Here is a 14,502-nt window from a genome sequence, read left to right as displayed (position 1 = left end):
GATGTCGTATCAGAATCGCTGGGCCCAGGCCTGGTTTGGGCTCGGCTTTGTCTGGTTTTTGGGAGGGATTGCCCTGGCGCCCAGCAACAAGCTCTACCAGCAGGGGCTCATCCTCTTTCTCTGGTTGCCGACGCTGCTGTTGGCCTGGCCTGCGCGCCGCGTGCTGGTGGAGGCCTGGCGCCGTCAGCCCGCCCTGTGGATCGGGGTCGCGTTGCTGGTTGGCTGGAGCGCCGTGAGCCTGGCCTGGTCGGCCTCCGAGCAGCCCGGGCGGGACGCCAAGAGGCTGCTGTACATCCTGCTGTTTCTCCTCGCCTTTCCTCTCCTGGCCCAGGCTGGCCTGGCGCGCTGCCAGGCCCTGCTACGCATGGGGGGCGCCCTGCTGGCGGTGGCCGCGCTGGCGTCGATCGTTCATTACTATGGCCTGCAGCCAAATCGACTGACCGCTCGCCTGGAGGGGATCGGCGAGATCTCCCACCCTATCCTGGGCGCCTATGTCATTGCCGCCGCGATCTTCTGGACGCTTTACGACGTACCCCGACAGCGTGGCCTGCAAGTCGCCTGGGCCGTGGCGCTGGCCTGCCTGGGCGCGTTCGTGGTGTTCAGCCAGAGTCGCGGGGCGGCCCTGGCGCTGGTCATGACCGTGGTCCTGGCGCCGCTGTGGTTCCGTGACCGCAAGAGTGGCCTGTATGCCGTTCTGGCTCTGGTCGCCACCGTCGTTGCTTTCGGCGTGATGCACGAGCTGATCCTGCGCCGTGGGGCGTCCTTCCGTCCAGAGCTGTTCCAGTCGGCGTTGCAGATGATCGCCGAGCACCCCTGGACCGGCTTGGGGCTGGGCGAGGTCTATCGGGTCGAGGCGTTCGGCAAGTCCTTCGACCATACCCACAACATGTTCACCCACGTTGCCGTGGAGCTTGGCCTGCCAGGCCTGCTGCTATGGACAGCGGTATGGCTGTTCACCCTAGGCGAGATCGTGCGGGTCCGCCATACGGCGTTCGGCAAGGCCCTGCTGGCGTTCTGGGTGTTCGCCACCCTGGCCATGCAGTTCGACGCCGCGAGCCTGACCGACACGCCGCGTGCCGAGTGGTTCATCAGCTGGCTGCCGGTGGGGCTGGCGATGTTGTTGCCCTGGGTGCGTGCCGAGGATCGAGCCTGTGGTAAAATTTCCGGTTCAACCTGAACAGCGAGTTCGATGATGGCCGAAACACCGCGAACCGCGGAGCATGCCTCCAGCCTGAAGATCTACTTCCGGCTGCTGGGCTACGTGAAACCCTACATTGGCATCTTCCTGCTGAGCATCGTAGGTTTCGTGATCTTCGCCTCGACCCAGCCGATGCTGGCCGGGATCCTCAAGTACTTCGTCGATGGGCTGAGCAATCCGCAAGCGGTGCTGTTCCCCGACGTGCCCTACCTGCGCGACCTGCAGCTGCTGCAGGCGGTGCCGCTGCTGATCATCCTGATCGCCGCCTGGCAGGGGCTGGGCTCGTTCCTGGGCAACTATTTCCTGGCCAAGGTATCCCTGTGCCTGGTGCACGACCTGCGGGTGGAGCTGTTCAACAAGCTGCTGGTACTGCCCAACCGCTATTTCGACAACCACAATTCCGGGCACCTGATCTCGCGGATCACCTTCAACGTGACCATGGTCACCGGCGCTGCCACCGATGCGATCAAGGTGGTGATCCGCGAGGGCCTGACCGTGGTCTTCCTGTTCGCCTACCTGTTGTGGATGAACTGGAAGCTGACCCTGGTGATGGTCGCCATCCTGCCGATCATCGCCCTGATGGTGAGCACCGCCAGCAAGAAGTTCCGCAAGCAGAGCAAGAAGATCCAGGTGGCCATGGGCGACGTGACCCACGTTGCCTCCGAGACCATCCAGGGTTACCGCGTGGTGCGCAGCTTCGGTGGCGAGGCCTACGAGGAGCGGCGCTTCCAGCAGGCCAGCCAGGGCAATACCGACAAGCAGCTGCGCATGACCAAGACCGGCGCGCTGTACACGCCGTTGCTGCAACTGGTGATCTACAGCGCCATGGCGGCGCTGATGTTCCTGGTGCTGTTCCTGCGGGGCGATGCCTCTGCGGGCGACCTGGTCGCCTACATCACGGCGGCGGGCCTGTTGCCCAAGCCGATTCGCCAGTTGTCAGAAGTCAGCTCGACCATCCAGAAAGGCCTGGCCGGTGCCGAGAGCATCTTCGAGCAACTGGACGAGCAGCCGGAGGTGGATGCCGGCACCGTGGAGATGGAGCGGGTCGAAGGTCGCCTGGAGGTGCGCAACCTCAGCTTCACCTACCCGGGCACCGAGCGCGAGGTGCTGAGCGACATCAGCTTTACCGCCGAGCCTGGGCAGATGATCGCCCTGGTCGGTCGCTCCGGCAGCGGCAAGTCGACCCTGGCCGGGCTGATTCCACGCTTCTATCACCATGACAAGGGGCAGATCCTGCTCGATGGCGTGGAGATCGAGAACTACCGCCTGCGCAACCTGCGCCGCCACGTGGCCCAGGTGACCCAGCACGTGACCCTGTTCAACGACACGGTCGCCAACAACATCGCCTATGGCGACCTGGCCGGTGCGCCGCGCGAGGCCATCGAGGCCGCGGCTGCCGATGCCTACGCCAAGGAGTTCGTCGACCAGTTGCCCCAGGGCTTCGACACCCAGGTCGGCGAGAACGGCGTACTGCTGTCCGGCGGCCAGCGCCAGCGCCTGGCGATCGCCCGTGCCCTGTTGAAGAATGCGCCGTTGTTGATCCTCGACGAGGCCACCTCGGCCCTGGATACCGAGTCCGAGCGCCACATCCAGGCCGCGCTCGACCATGTGATGGAAGGCCGCACCACCCTGGTGATCGCCCATCGCCTGTCGACCATCGAGAAGGCCGACCAGATCCTGGTCATGGATCAGGGCCGGCTGGTGGAGCGCGGCACCCACGCCGAGTTGCTCCAGGCAAATGGCCATTATGCCCGCCTGCATGCCATGGGCCTGGATCAGCCGGAAAAGGCCGATATCACCTGAAGCCTACTGAATCGGGGCCTGGCCGGCCTCGATTGTCACTGGAATTATCGCGAGCGCAGGTGGCCATAAAGCCGTCGCTTGCCCTGTGCTAATATCCTGCCCCTGTTCATTTTTCCATTTGGGTTGCCCATGAAGTTGTCCATGCCGCGTTTCGATCAAGCCCCGGTACTGGTGGTCGGCGATGTCATGCTCGACCGCTACTGGCATGGCGGTACCTCGCGGATTTCTCCCGAAGCGCCGGTGCCGGTGGTCAAGGTCGAGCAGATCGAGGATCGCCCCGGCGGCGCGGCCAACGTCGCACTGAACATCGCCGCGCTCGGTGCGCCGGCCGCGCTGGTCGGCGTGACCGGCCAGGACGAGGCCGCCGACAGCCTGTCCAACAGCTTGCAGGCCGCGGGCGTGCGTTCGATCTTCCAGCGCATCGCCCACCAGCCGACCATCGTCAAGCTGCGGGTCATGAGCCGCCACCAGCAATTGCTGCGCATCGATTTCGAAGAACCCTTCGCCACCGACCCACTGTCGCTGGGGGAGGAAGTCGACGACCTGCTCGAGGGCGTCAAGGTGCTGGTGCTGTCGGACTACGGCAAGGGCGCGCTGAAGAACCACCAGAGCCTGATCCAGGCGGCGCGGGCCAAGGGCATCCCGGTGCTGGCCGACCCCAAGGGCAAGGACTTCTCCATCTACCGGGGCGCCAGCCTGATCACGCCGAACCTGAGCGAGTTCGAGACCATCGTCGGGCGCTGCGTCGACGAGGCCGACCTGGTCGCCAAGGGGCTGCAACTGCTGCACGACCTGGAGCTCGGCGCCTTGCTGGTGACCCGTGGCGAGCATGGCATGACCCTGCTGCGCACCGGCCATCCGGCGCTGCACTTGCCGGCACGTGCCCGCGAGGTGTTCGATGTCACCGGTGCCGGCGATACCGTGATCTCCACCCTGGCGGCGGCCATCGCCGCCGGCGAGGACCTGCCCCACGCGGTCGCCCTGGCCAACCTGGCTGCCGGCATCGTGGTCGGCAAGCTCGGTACTGCAGCTATCAGCGCCCCCGAACTGCGTCGGGCGATCCAGCGCGAGGAGGGCTCCGAGCGCGGCGTGTTGACTCTCGACCAGCTGTTGCTGGCCATCGACGATGCGCGGGCGCACAACGAGACGATCGTCTTCACCAACGGCTGCTTCGACATTCTCCATGCCGGCCACGTGACCTACCTGGAGCAGGCACGTGCCCAGGGCGACCGCCTGATCGTGGCGGTCAACGACGACGCTTCGGTCAGCCGCCTGAAGGGGCCGGGCCGGCCGATCAACAGCGTCGATCGGCGCATGGCCGTGCTCGCCGGCCTGGGTGCGGTGGACTGGGTCATCAGCTTCCCCGAGGGGACGCCCGAGAACCTGCTGCGCCAGGTCAAGCCGGATGTGCTGGTCAAGGGCGGCGACTATGGCATCGACCAAGTGGTCGGCGCCGATATCGTCAAGGCCTATGGCGGGACGGTGAAGGTGCTGGGGCTGGTGGAAAACAGCTCGACCACGGCGATCGTCGAGAAGATCCGCAAGCACTGAGAGTGCCGGGGCCGCAATGCGGCCCATCGCCGGCAAGCCGGCTCCCACAAGGGCCTGCGTAAACCGCAGATAGCGCAGCGCATGATCTCCCACAGATAGAGCGCAGGGCTTGAATCCAGCGGGAAACCTGTGGGAGCCGGCTTGCCGGCGATGGGCTGCGCAGCAGCCCCATGATCACTTGTGCAAGGTGGTCCGTGCCCGGGCCAGCAACTCCCGCGCTTTCTCACCGAAGCGCTCCAGGTGCGATGCCGGCTCCCGCTTCGGCTCCACCAACCCCTGCCGTTTCACCCAGTCCTTCCAGCGCACCCGCTCATCCTGCACCACCCAACCCTCCTGTCGGGCGAAGCTCTCGGCCAGGTATAGGCCGCGGGTGCTGGCGGGCACCAGTTCGTCCTTCTTCAAGGTATAGAGCTCGGCCAGCGGCCGACCGTCCTTCAGCGGCATCAGGTACAGGTCCGGGCGCTTGCGGTTGAGCCGGGCCACCAGGTGCTCACCCTCCAGCCGCTCGTCGACATGGAACAGGCTCAGCGACTTGGCTTCCCTGGGCACCTGCAGGCGCAGGTCGTAGATCAGTTGCAGCGATGCCGTGGGCAGGTGCACGTAGGCCCGTGGCCGCTCCAGCAGCATCAGGTTGGCGCAATGCACCGGCCGTGCGGCACCGGACTCGGGTGTAAGGACGAAGGGCAGGGCCTCGCGGTAGTGCAGGGCGGTGGCGTAGGGCGCCGGCAGCCAGGTGTCGTTGAAACGCCCGCCGAGCCAGCCTTCGGGGGTTTCCAGCAGGCATTCCTCCGCCACTTCCTGGATGGCGGTGTGCAGCGGCAGGTTGAGTTCCTGGGCGGGCACGTAGCCTGAGATCAGCTTCAAGACCACATCGCCACGGTCCTGCCGGCGCTGGCGTACCAGCACCCAGTAGTCGCGGTGCTGCCAGTGCAGGGTCAGGCGCACCGAGACGCCGAGGTTGGCCAGTTCCACCACGAAACGCTCGGTGTCGGCCAACTGGATGGCCTTGCGCCGTTGCTGGACCTGGGCGAAGTTCAACGGCATGCCGATGCTCTGGTAGGTCAGGCCGTCGGGGGTGGCTTCTACATGCAGCGGCAAGGTCTTGAAGTTGCTCGGGTTCTTGCGGATCAGCATGCGCGGCACGAGGCTCCTCCTTGCGTTGGGCGCCCTGGTGGTTGGCTCAAGACTGGCCCAGGATGCGGGCGACGGTGGCCACGTTATGGGCCAGGTGCAACGGATTGATGGTGCCGACGATAGCACTGCTCACGCCAGGGTGGGAGAACAGCAGCTCGAAGCTGGCCTGCACCGGATCGACCCCAGGCGCCAGGCAAACGTGCCCGCTGGCCAGGGCCTTTTTCACCAGGATGGCCTTGCCGTGCTCGGCAGCGTAGTCCAGTACCGGGCGTTCTGCCTGCTCGTTGAGGTTGTAGGTGACCATGGCGCAGTCGCCTTGTTCCAGGGCCTTGAGGCCGCCGGCCACGGTCTTGCCGGAGAGGCCGTAGCCGAGGATCTTGCCCTCCTGCTTGAGGGCGGCAAGGGTCTGGTAGACCTCCTGCTGCTCGAGTATCGCCAGGTCGTTGCCATCGGAGTGCACCAGCACCAGGTCGATGCGATCGGTTTCCAGGCGGCGCAGGCTGCGTTCCACCGAAAGTCGGGTGTGGGCGGCGCTGAAATCGAAATGCGACTGGCCATTCTCGAACTCTTCGCCCACCTTGCTGACGATCACCCACTCATCGCGCTGGCCACGCAGCAGCGGGCCCAGGCGTTCTTCGCTGCGGCCATAGGCCGGCGCGGTGTCGATCAGGTTGATGCCCAGCTCACGGGCCTGGGCCAGCAGCAGGCGGGCTTCGTCGTCGCCGGGGATGGTGAAGCCGGTGGGGTACTTGACGCCCTGGTCGCGGCCAAGCTTGACCGTGCCCAGGCCCAGGGGCGACACGGTCAGGCCGGTGCTGCCCAACGGGCGGTGGAAGTCGTGCAGGGTCGGCAGGCTCATGGCAGCAGTTGCTCCCAGGCAGGCACGCCCAGCGCGGGGCGGGGCAGGTCGGCAAGGTTCGGTTGCGCGCTTGGGCGGATGCCATCACGCTCCAGGCTCGCCAGCACACGGTCGCAGAAGTCGGGCGCCAGGGCCAGCTTGGTTGGCCAGCCCACCAGCAGGCGTTGTTGCTCGGCCAGGAAGGCATTGTCCGGGCGCACCAGGCCGGACTGCGCCGGCTCGGCGCGGTCGACCCGCAGGGTGGCCCAGCGCACCTGGCGCTGGTCGACCCAGGGCAGCAGGTTGGCGATTTCCTTTTGCGCCGCGGCGATCTGCGCCGCCGGCTCGCGGGCCACGCCGTCGGCTTCGGCCAGGTCGCCACCGAGGTACCAGACCCACTGGCCGTCTGCGGCCGGGTGGGTGGTGATGGTGACCCGCGGCTTCGGCCCGCCGCCCAGGCAGTGGGCATAGAGCGGCTTGAGGTTCGGCCCCTTGGCCATGACCATGTGCAGGGGACGGCGCTGCATGGCCGGCTGCTCCAGGCCCAGGGCCTGGAGCAGTGCCTCGGTGCCGGCACCGGCGCTGAGCACGATGCGCTGGGCGCGGATCTCGCGATCGTCCACGCGCAGGCCGAGCAGTTCGCCGCCCTCGCGCAGCGGCTCGATGCGCTCGCCGGCCAGCAGGCTGTCACCGGCCAGCTCGGCCAGGTTAGCGAGCAGGCTGGGTACATCGATGACCAGCTCGGCCAGGCGGTAGACCTTGCCCTTGAAGGCGCGGTCTTGCAGGGCGGGGGGCAGTTGCTCGCCCTTGACCTGGTCGACCCGGCCGCGCACGGCCTTGCTGGCGAAGAAACTGGTGAGGTTGCCTGCCAGGGTGCCAGGGGACCAGAGGTAGTGGGCATCGGACAACAGGCGGGTGTTGCCCAGGTCAAGCTCGCCGCTGCCGGCCAGGGCCTCGCGCCAGCGCCGCGGCATGTCGGCGATGGCCTCCGAGGCACCGGTCAGGGCGCCGTGCAGCGCGTACTTGGTGCCACCATGGATGATGCCCTGGGACTTGATGGTCTGTTCGCCGCCAAGGCTGGCGCGCTCCACCAGCACCGTCGAATAGCCCAGGCGCCGCAGGCGGGCGTTGAGCCAGAGGCCAGCGACCCCAGCGCCGACGATCAGCACGTCAGTGGAAATGGCGGTTGGCATGCGGGCACCTCGAGGATTGGGACAGCTGGCAAGTATACAGGCTGTGAAGGCAGGCTTCCCAATGCCGGGCTCAGGGCTTGCAGTTGCCATTTGGGGCTGCAAAGCAGCCCCGGATACGGATCAGTGCCCTGCGGTCCGGGAGAATACCTGGATCACCACCACGCCGCCGACGATCATGGCCATGCCGAGCATGGCCGGGAAGTCCAGCTTCTGCCCATAGATCACCAGTGCCACCGCGCTGATCAGCACGATGCCCAGGCCCGACCAGATCGCATAGGCGATGCCTACCGGAATGCTGCGCACTACCAGGGTCAGCATCCAGAACGCCACGGCATAGCCGCAGACCATCAGCAGCAGCGGCAGCGGCGTGCTCAAGCCCTTGACCGCCTTCATGGAAGCGGTGGCGATGACTTCGGCGCAAATGGCGATGGCCAGGTAGGTGTAGGCGTTCATGGTGCAGGTCCTCCGTTGCTGGGCTGGCATTCTAGACGCTCCATGGATGCGGTAAAGTCATTACCTATCTGTTATGGAGATAGCTTGCATGGCCGAGCATTGGAACCTGGAGCAACTGCGCCTGTTCGTGCGGGTTGCCGAGCTGCGTTCGTTTTCCGCTGTCGCCCGCGAGCAGCGCAAGGCCCAGTCGGCGATCAGCAATGCCATCGCCCTGCTGGAAACCGACCTGGGCGTGGTCCTGTTCGAGCGCAGCAGCGGCCGCCAGCCGCGCCTGACCGAGCGGGGCGCCGCATTGCTGGAGGACGCCCGGGAACTGTTGCGCCAGTGCGAGCGCCTGGACGGTCGCGCGCTGGCCCTGATGCGTGGCCAGGAGGCCCAGTTACGGGTCGCCCAGGACGAGGCCATGCCGTATCAGCCGGTCATCGACAGCCTGGACGAGCTGGCCAGCCACTACCCGTTTCTCGAAGTGCAACTGGCCAGCGGGGCCCAGGGCGACGTGGCGCGCAAGCTGGTGGAGCGCCGCGCCGACCTGGGGCTGTTCTTCCATCACGAGCAGATCCCGGCCTCGCTGGAGCGGCGTGCCCTGGGCAGCGTCGAGATGATCACGGTCTGTGCCGTGGACCATCCCCTGGCCCGCCAGGGCCGGGTCTCGCGCCAGCAACTGGCGCGTCACCGGCAGTTGCTGATCACCCCGCAGCAAAGCGGCTACCCAGGCGGAGAGGCGATCAGCCCGCAGGTGTGGCGCGCGGACAGCTTCTACGCCATGGCCGAGTTGCTCATGCGCGGCCTGGGTTGGGCCTGGTTGCCGCGGCATGTGGTGCAATACCCAACCTACCAGGCGCAGATGGTCGAGCTGGACAGCGAATGGCGGCCACCGGCGCTGGTGGCCGAACTGGCCTGGCGCCGCGACCAGCCACTGGGGCCGGCGGCACAGTGGCTGGCCGAGCGCTTTGCCGTGCACCTACGGGCAATCGGCTAGGGGACCATGCGCTGTCGCACACAGAACATACGGTTGACGGAGGCTCTTGTGGGAACGGGCTTGTCGGGGCGCCGAACCGCTGCGAATAGGCCTGCCTTGACACCCTGGATTCCCTGTCCATCACCTGAACGAATGACCTGGACACAGGCCTTTTCATCCCGTTCCTAGTAAACTGCGCCGCCATGAACAGAACTCTTTATACCTTGCTGTTTCACCTGGGCCTGCCGCTGGTCGCGCTGCGCCTGTTCCTGCGTGCACGCAAGGCGCCGGCCTACGGCCAGCGGATCGCCGAGCGTTTCGCCTGCAAGCTACCGCCCATGCGCCAAGGCGGCATCTGGGTGCATGCGGTGTCGGTGGGCGAGAGCATCGCCGCAGCGCCCATGGTCCGTGCCTTGCTCAAGGCCTATCCGGACCTGCCGATCACCCTCACCTGCATGACCCCGACCGGTTCGCAGCGGATCCGCGCGATGTTCGAAGGCGAACCGCGCATCCAGCACTGCTATTTGCCCTACGACCTGCCATGGGCGGCCGGGCGCTTCCTCGATCATGTCCGGCCACGGTTGGGCATCATCATGGAGACCGAGCTGTGGCCCAACCATATTCACCAGTGCGCCAGGCGTGGCATCCCGGTGGCCCTGGCCAACGCGCGGTTGTCGGAGCGTTCCGCCCGAGGCTACGGGCGTTTCGCCGGCCTGACCCGGCCGATGCTCGCCGAGATGAACCTGATCGCCGTGCAGACCGAGGTCGAGGCCGAACGCTTCCGCAGCCTGGGCGCTCGCCCCGCGTGCGTGCAGGTGACCGGCTCGATCAAGTTCGACCTGAAGATCGATGAGCAACTGCTGCCGCGCGCGCGCCAGTTGCGTGAGCAATGGGGCGCCGAGCAGCGCCCGGTCTGGATCGCCGCCAGCACCCACGAGGGCGAGGATGCCTTGGTGCTCCAGGCCCATCGGCAATTGTTGCAGGCCCATGGCGATGCGCTGCTGATCCTGGTGCCGCGCCATCCCGAGCGGTTCGAGGCGGTGCATGCGCTGTGCCGCGAGCAGTTCGCCACGGTGCGCCGCTCCAGCGGTGCACCCGTCGACGGGCAGACCCGCGTGTTGCTCGGCGACACCATGGGCGAGCTGCTGTTCCTCTATGCCCTGGCCGACATCGCCTTCGTCGGCGGCAGCCTGGTACCCACTGGCGGGCACAACCCGCTGGAGCCGGCCGCGCTGTCACTGCCGGTGATCACCGGGCCGCACGTGTTCAACTTCCTCGAGATCAGCGCGATGCTGCGCGAGGCAGGAGCGTTGCAGGAAGTGGACGATGCCGAGGGCCTGGCCACGGCCGTGCGCCGCCTGGTCGAGTTGCCCCAGGATGCCCGGCGCATGGGTGAGGCGGGCAACCAGGTGATGCGTGCCAACCAAGGGGCATTGCAGCGCTTGCTGGATGGGTTGGCTCGCCTTTTGGGGTGACGGAGCCGCTTCTACAGGCCAAGGGTTGTGTTCACGGTCGGCGTTCGAAGTTCTTCGCCGCCGCCTCTGCCAGGTCCGGTGGTAGGAAGTCCCGGTCCGGGTTGTAGTCGGCCTTCAGGTAGCGCCCCAGGTCCTGCAGGTCTTGCGGGCTGAGGGTGCCGGCGGCCTGCTTGAGGCGCAGGTTGTCGAGGATGTAGTCGTAGCGGCTGTTGTTGTAGTCGCGTACCGAGGTGTAAAGCTGGCGCTGGGCATCGAGCACGTCGACGATGTTGCGGGTGCCGACCTGGTAACCGATCTCGGTGGCTTCCAGGGCGCTCTGGTTGGAAATGATCGACTGCTTGCGCGCCTGCACCTGTTCCACATCGGTGTTCACCGCCCGATGCAGGTTACGGGTATTTTCCACCACCTGGCGGCGCAGGCTCTCACGCTGTTGCTCGGTCTGGTTCAGGCGCTGGTAGGCCTCGCGTACCTGGGAACTGGTCAGGCCACCGCTGTAGATCGGGATGTTCAGCTGCAGGCCGATGCTGGTCTGCTCCACGTCGCCGCTGTAGCGCACGCCCGGTTGGGGGGCGGGGTTGGTGAAACCCAGGTTGTCGTTGTCGCCCCGCTGGTAGCGTGCCACCGCGTCCAGGGTCGGGGCGTGACCGGCCTTGCGCTGGCGCAGGGTTTGCTCGGCGGCGCTGACGGCATGGTTGGTCGCCAGCAGGTTGAGGTTCTGGCGTGCGGCGGTCTCGACCCAGGCCTTGGCGTCATTGGGTGTCGGCACTTGCACCGGCAGGCTGTGGACCACGCCCTGGATCGACGAATACTGGCGGTTGGTCAGGGTGATCAGGGCCTCGAAGGCGTCCTGCACCTGGCGCTCGGCGATGATCCGGTTGGCCCGGGCGGTGTCGTAGCTGGCCTGGGACTGCAGCACGTCGGTCTTGTCGGAAAGCCCGACGTCGAAGCGCTCGTTGGACTGGTCCAGCTGGCGCTTGAAGGCCGCCTCCTCGGCCTTGGTCGAGGCCAGGTTGTCCTGGGCGCGCAGCACTGCGAAGTAGTTCTCGGCCGTCTGCAGGATCAGGTTCTGTTCGGTGGCCGACAGCTCCAGCGCGGCCTGTTCGTTGACCGCCTCGGCCGCTTGCAGCTGGAACCAGCGGTCGGCACGGAAGATCGGTTGCGCCAGGGTGGCGCTCCAGGCATTGCCGCTGCGGTTGGAGGTGATCGACGGTTCGTCGAGCTTGGTGCGGGTACTCATCATCTCGGCACCGGCCGACAGGTTCGGCAGCAGGCCGGCCCGGGCCTGGGGCACCACTTCGCGGCGGGCGCCGTAGTCGGCGCGGGCGGCGGCCAGGTCGGCGTTGTTGTCGACCGCTTCCCGGTAGACGCTGATCAGGTCGGTCTTCACCGTCGTGGGCACGTCCGCTGCCCAGGCCACCGTGTTGGACGCACAAGACACGGCGATCGCCAGTGAGAGTTTGCGCAGCATAGGGGCAATCCTTGTACGAAATTGAATTACTGAACTGTTGAGTATCGGGCGATGGACCAGTGTAGTGCCGCGCGCAGCCGGCAACAATCCGCCTGTTGCGCCTTTCATCATTCCCCCTGCTGACACGCTTGGCTTTGCCGACCACTTGAGTCTAGACTGCGCATGTTCTTGTCGGGGTGCCTTGAATCAAAGGCTGAGATCGGAGAGGTCCGGGTCCCGTTGAACCTGATCAGGTTAGCGCCTGCGTAGGGAACAAGATTGCTCGCTTTCCCGGCGAGACTCTTGTGCCAGGTCCGGGATCGTCGAGCTCGCGCTCGAGGCCCCCCGTGCATCCGGCACCGCACCCGTGGAGGGTGCATCCACGCCATTCAGGTTCTCCCCCGACATTCCACCCGCTAGGAAGCTGTCTGGAGAGCCTGTGATGAGCAAACAAGAAAAAACGATCCACCTCAGCGAGTCGGCGCAAGTCGACCAGCAGTCCGTGCAACCCTTCCCCCGTTCGCGCAAGGTCTATGTCGAGGGCTCTCGTCCCGACATCCGCGTGCCCATGCGCGAGATCAGCCTGCACGATACCCCCACCGACTTCGGCGGCGAGCAGAACGCCCCGGTGCTGGTGTACGACACTTCCGGCCCCTACACCGACCCCAGCGTCATCATCGACGTGCGCAAGGGCCTGGGCGATGTGCGCTCGGCCTGGATCGAGGCCCGTGGCGACACCCTGCGCCTGGACGGCCTGAGCTCGAACTTCGGCCAGCAGCGCCTGAGCGACCCGGAGCTGACCCGACTGCGCTTCGCCCATGTGCGCAACCCACGCCGCGCCAAGGCCGGCGCCAACGTCACGCAGATGCACTATGCGCGCAAGGGCATCATCACCGACGAGATGGAATACGTCGCCATCCGCGAGAACATGAAGCTGCAGGAGGCCCGCGAAGCCGGCCTGCTGGCCCAGCAGCACGCTGGCCACAGCTTCGGCGCGGCGATCCCCAAGGAAATCACCCCTGAGTTCGTGCGCCAGGAGATCGCCCGTGGTCGCGCGATCATTCCAGCCAACATCAACCACACCGAACTCGAGCCGATGATCATCGGCCGCAACTTCCTGGTGAAGATCAACGGCAACATCGGCAACAGCGCCCTGGGCTCGTCCATCGAGGAAGAGGTGGCCAAGCTGACCTGGGGTATCCGCTGGGGTTCGGACACGGTCATGGACCTGTCCACCGGCAAGCACATCCACGAGACCCGCGAGTGGATCATCCGCAACTCGCCGGTGCCGATCGGTACCGTGCCGATCTACCAGGCCCTGGAGAAGGTCGGCGGCATCGCCGAGGACCTGACCTGGGAGCTGTTCCGCGACACCCTGATCGAACAGGCCGAGCAAGGCGTGGACTACTTCACCATCCACGCAGGCGTCTTGCTGCGCTATGTGCCGCTGACCGCCAAGCGGGTCACCGGCATCGTCAGCCGCGGTGGCTCGATCATGGCCAAGTGGTGCCTGGCCCATCACCAGGAGAACTTCCTCTACACCCACTTCGACGAAATCTGCGAGATCATGAAGGCCTACGACGTCAGCTTCTCGCTGGGCGACGGCCTGCGTCCGGGTTCGATCGCCGACGCCAACGACGCTGCCCAGTTCGGCGAGCTGGAAACCCTCGGCGAGCTGACCAAGACCGCCTGGAAGCATGACGTGCAGACCATGATCGAAGGCCCCGGCCACGTGCCGATGCAACTGATCAAGGAGAACATGGACAAGCAGCTGGAGTGTTGCGACGAGGCGCCGTTCTACACCCTCGGCCCCCTGACCACCGACATCGCCCCAGGCTACGACCACATCACCTCCGGTATCGGTGCGGCGATGATCGGCTGGTTCGGTTGCGCCATGCTCTGCTACGTGACGCCCAAGGAGCACCTGGGCTTGCCGAACAAGGACGATGTCAAGACCGGCATCATCACCTACAAGATCGCCGCGCACGCCGCCGACCTGGCCAAGGGGCACCCCGGGGCGCAGATCCGTGACAATGCCTTGTCCAAGGCGCGTTTCGAATTCCGTTGGGAAGACCAGTTCAACCTGGGCCTGGACCCGGACACCGCGCGTGCCTTCCACGATGAGACGCTGCCCAAGGAGTCGGCCAAGGTCGCCCACTTCTGCTCGATGTGCGGACCGAAGTTCTGCTCCATGAAGATCACCCAGGAAGTGCGCGAGTACGCCGCTAACCAGCGCATCGACGCGGTGGACGTGTCGGTCGAGGAGGGCATGCGCGAGCAGGCCGAGCGGTTTCGCCAGGAAGGCAGCCAGCTGTATCACAAGGTGTGATGGCAGCGACTGACTGATCGTTGGGGGCCGCCGTGGGGGGCCATAGCGCCGCGGCGCCGCGGCAGGGGGCCCAGGCGGCCCCACGGGGGAACGTTTGTCACGGTGGGGGCCTTTGAATGTTGA

Annotated in this window: 11 protein-coding genes and 1 riboswitch; of the genes, 6 read left to right on the top strand and 5 right to left on the bottom strand. The window is 66.2% G+C overall.

Translation table 11 applies throughout. The features are described from left to right. Position 1: 1 nt before the first annotated feature. The 3 genes from WCE05_RS04715 (at position 2) to hldE (ending at position 4,552) form a co-directional block, all read left to right on the top strand. A complete protein-coding gene (locus WCE05_RS04715; protein ID WP_368815518.1) occupies positions 2–1,177 on the top strand; it encodes an O-antigen ligase family protein in 1,176 nt (391 codons plus the stop codon). Positions 1,178–1,192: 15 nt separating this feature from the next. Beyond that, positions 1,193–3,001, top strand: a complete 1,809-nt coding sequence (gene msbA / locus WCE05_RS04710) for a lipid A export permease/ATP-binding protein MsbA (RefSeq protein ID WP_225788912.1) — start codon at positions 1,193–1,195, stop codon at positions 2,999–3,001. 129 nt (positions 3,002–3,130) lie between these two features. Next, entirely contained in the window at positions 3,131–4,552 is a 1,422-nt protein-coding gene (gene hldE / locus WCE05_RS04705; RefSeq protein WP_225788913.1) for a bifunctional D-glycero-beta-D-manno-heptose-7-phosphate kinase/D-glycero-beta-D-manno-heptose 1-phosphate adenylyltransferase HldE, read from the top strand. Positions 4,553–4,726: 174 nt separating this feature from the next. On the opposite strand, the gene WCE05_RS04700 is transcribed toward hldE, so the two are convergent. From WCE05_RS04700 to WCE05_RS04685, 4 genes are all read right to left on the bottom strand, one after another. Then, entirely contained in the window at positions 4,727–5,695 is a 969-nt protein-coding gene (locus WCE05_RS04700) for a metal ABC transporter ATPase (RefSeq protein WP_225788914.1), read from the bottom strand. Between the two features lie 37 nt (positions 5,696–5,732). Next, positions 5,733–6,545 (bottom strand): aldo/keto reductase, encoded by an 813-nt coding sequence (locus WCE05_RS04695; RefSeq protein WP_225788915.1) that lies wholly within the window; start codon positions 6,543–6,545, stop codon positions 5,733–5,735. After that, positions 6,542–7,717, bottom strand: coding sequence for an NAD(P)/FAD-dependent oxidoreductase (locus WCE05_RS04690; RefSeq protein ID WP_368815517.1), 1,176 nt, complete (start codon positions 7,715–7,717; stop codon positions 6,542–6,544). The genes WCE05_RS04695 and WCE05_RS04690 overlap by 4 nt, the downstream gene beginning before the upstream one ends. Before the next feature lie 120 nt (positions 7,718–7,837). Next, entirely contained in the window at positions 7,838–8,170 is a 333-nt protein-coding gene (locus tag WCE05_RS04685) for a multidrug efflux SMR transporter (protein ID WP_225788917.1), read from the bottom strand. 88 nt (positions 8,171–8,258) lie between these two features. Here WCE05_RS04685 and WCE05_RS04680 point away from each other — a divergent pair, with 88 nt between their 5' ends. Both WCE05_RS04680 and waaA read left to right on the top strand, forming a co-directional pair. Then, positions 8,259–9,149 (top strand): LysR family transcriptional regulator, encoded by an 891-nt coding sequence (locus WCE05_RS04680; RefSeq protein ID WP_225788918.1) that lies wholly within the window; start codon positions 8,259–8,261, stop codon positions 9,147–9,149. 182 nt (positions 9,150–9,331) lie between these two features. Then, the gene (gene waaA / locus WCE05_RS04675) at positions 9,332–10,603 is read left to right on the top strand and encodes a lipid IV(A) 3-deoxy-D-manno-octulosonic acid transferase (protein WP_225788919.1); all 1,272 of its coding nucleotides are present in this window, start codon (positions 9,332–9,334) and stop codon (positions 10,601–10,603) included. A 31-nt stretch (positions 10,604–10,634) separates the two neighbouring features. Here waaA and WCE05_RS04670 read toward each other — a convergent pair whose 3' ends face one another. Next, on the bottom strand, positions 10,635–12,071 hold the full coding sequence (locus WCE05_RS04670) for a TolC family outer membrane protein (protein WP_253090951.1): 1,437 nt from the start codon (positions 12,069–12,071) through the stop codon (positions 10,635–10,637). Positions 12,072–12,233: 162 nt separating this feature from the next. Next, positions 12,234–12,340: riboswitch (TPP riboswitch) on the top strand. A 152-nt stretch (positions 12,341–12,492) separates the two neighbouring features. On the opposite strand from WCE05_RS04670, the gene thiC reads away from it, so the two are divergent. Then, complete coding sequence (gene thiC / locus WCE05_RS04665; RefSeq protein ID WP_225788921.1) at positions 12,493–14,379, top strand: phosphomethylpyrimidine synthase ThiC; 1,887 nt, start codon at positions 12,493–12,495, stop codon at positions 14,377–14,379. Positions 14,380–14,502 lie beyond the last annotated feature (123 nt).

Source organism: Pseudomonas sp. I2, from assembly GCF_040984075.1.
Taxonomy (GTDB): Bacteria; Pseudomonadota; Gammaproteobacteria; order Pseudomonadales; family Pseudomonadaceae; genus Aquipseudomonas; species Aquipseudomonas guariconensis_B.
This window is presented reverse-complemented; position numbering and strand designations above follow the sequence as displayed.

Excerpts from the sequence above, each read along its gene's own strand:
- WCE05_RS04715 (WP_368815518.1), top strand. The coding sequence starts at position 2 with ATGTCGTATCAGAATCGCTGGGCCCAGGCCTGGTTTGGGCTCGGCTTT.
- msbA (WP_225788912.1), top strand. The coding sequence starts at position 1,193 with ATGGCCGAAACACCGCGAACCGCGGAGCATGCCTCCAGCCTGAAGATC.
- hldE (WP_225788913.1), top strand. The coding sequence starts at position 3,131 with ATGAAGTTGTCCATGCCGCGTTTCGATCAAGCCCCGGTACTGGTGGTC.
- WCE05_RS04695 (WP_225788915.1), bottom strand. The coding sequence starts at position 6,545 with ATGAGCCTGCCGACCCTGCACGACTTCCACCGCCCGTTGGGCAGCACC.
- WCE05_RS04690 (WP_368815517.1), bottom strand. The coding sequence starts at position 7,717 with ATGCCAACCGCCATTTCCACTGACGTGCTGATCGTCGGCGCTGGGGTC.
- WCE05_RS04685 (WP_225788917.1), bottom strand. The coding sequence starts at position 8,170 with ATGAACGCCTACACCTACCTGGCCATCGCCATTTGCGCCGAAGTCATC.
- WCE05_RS04680 (WP_225788918.1), top strand. The coding sequence starts at position 8,259 with ATGGCCGAGCATTGGAACCTGGAGCAACTGCGCCTGTTCGTGCGGGTT.
- waaA (WP_225788919.1), top strand. The coding sequence starts at position 9,332 with ATGAACAGAACTCTTTATACCTTGCTGTTTCACCTGGGCCTGCCGCTG.
- WCE05_RS04670 (WP_253090951.1), bottom strand. The coding sequence starts at position 12,071 with ATGCTGCGCAAACTCTCACTGGCGATCGCCGTGTCTTGTGCGTCCAAC.
- thiC (WP_225788921.1), top strand. The coding sequence starts at position 12,493 with ATGAGCAAACAAGAAAAAACGATCCACCTCAGCGAGTCGGCGCAAGTC.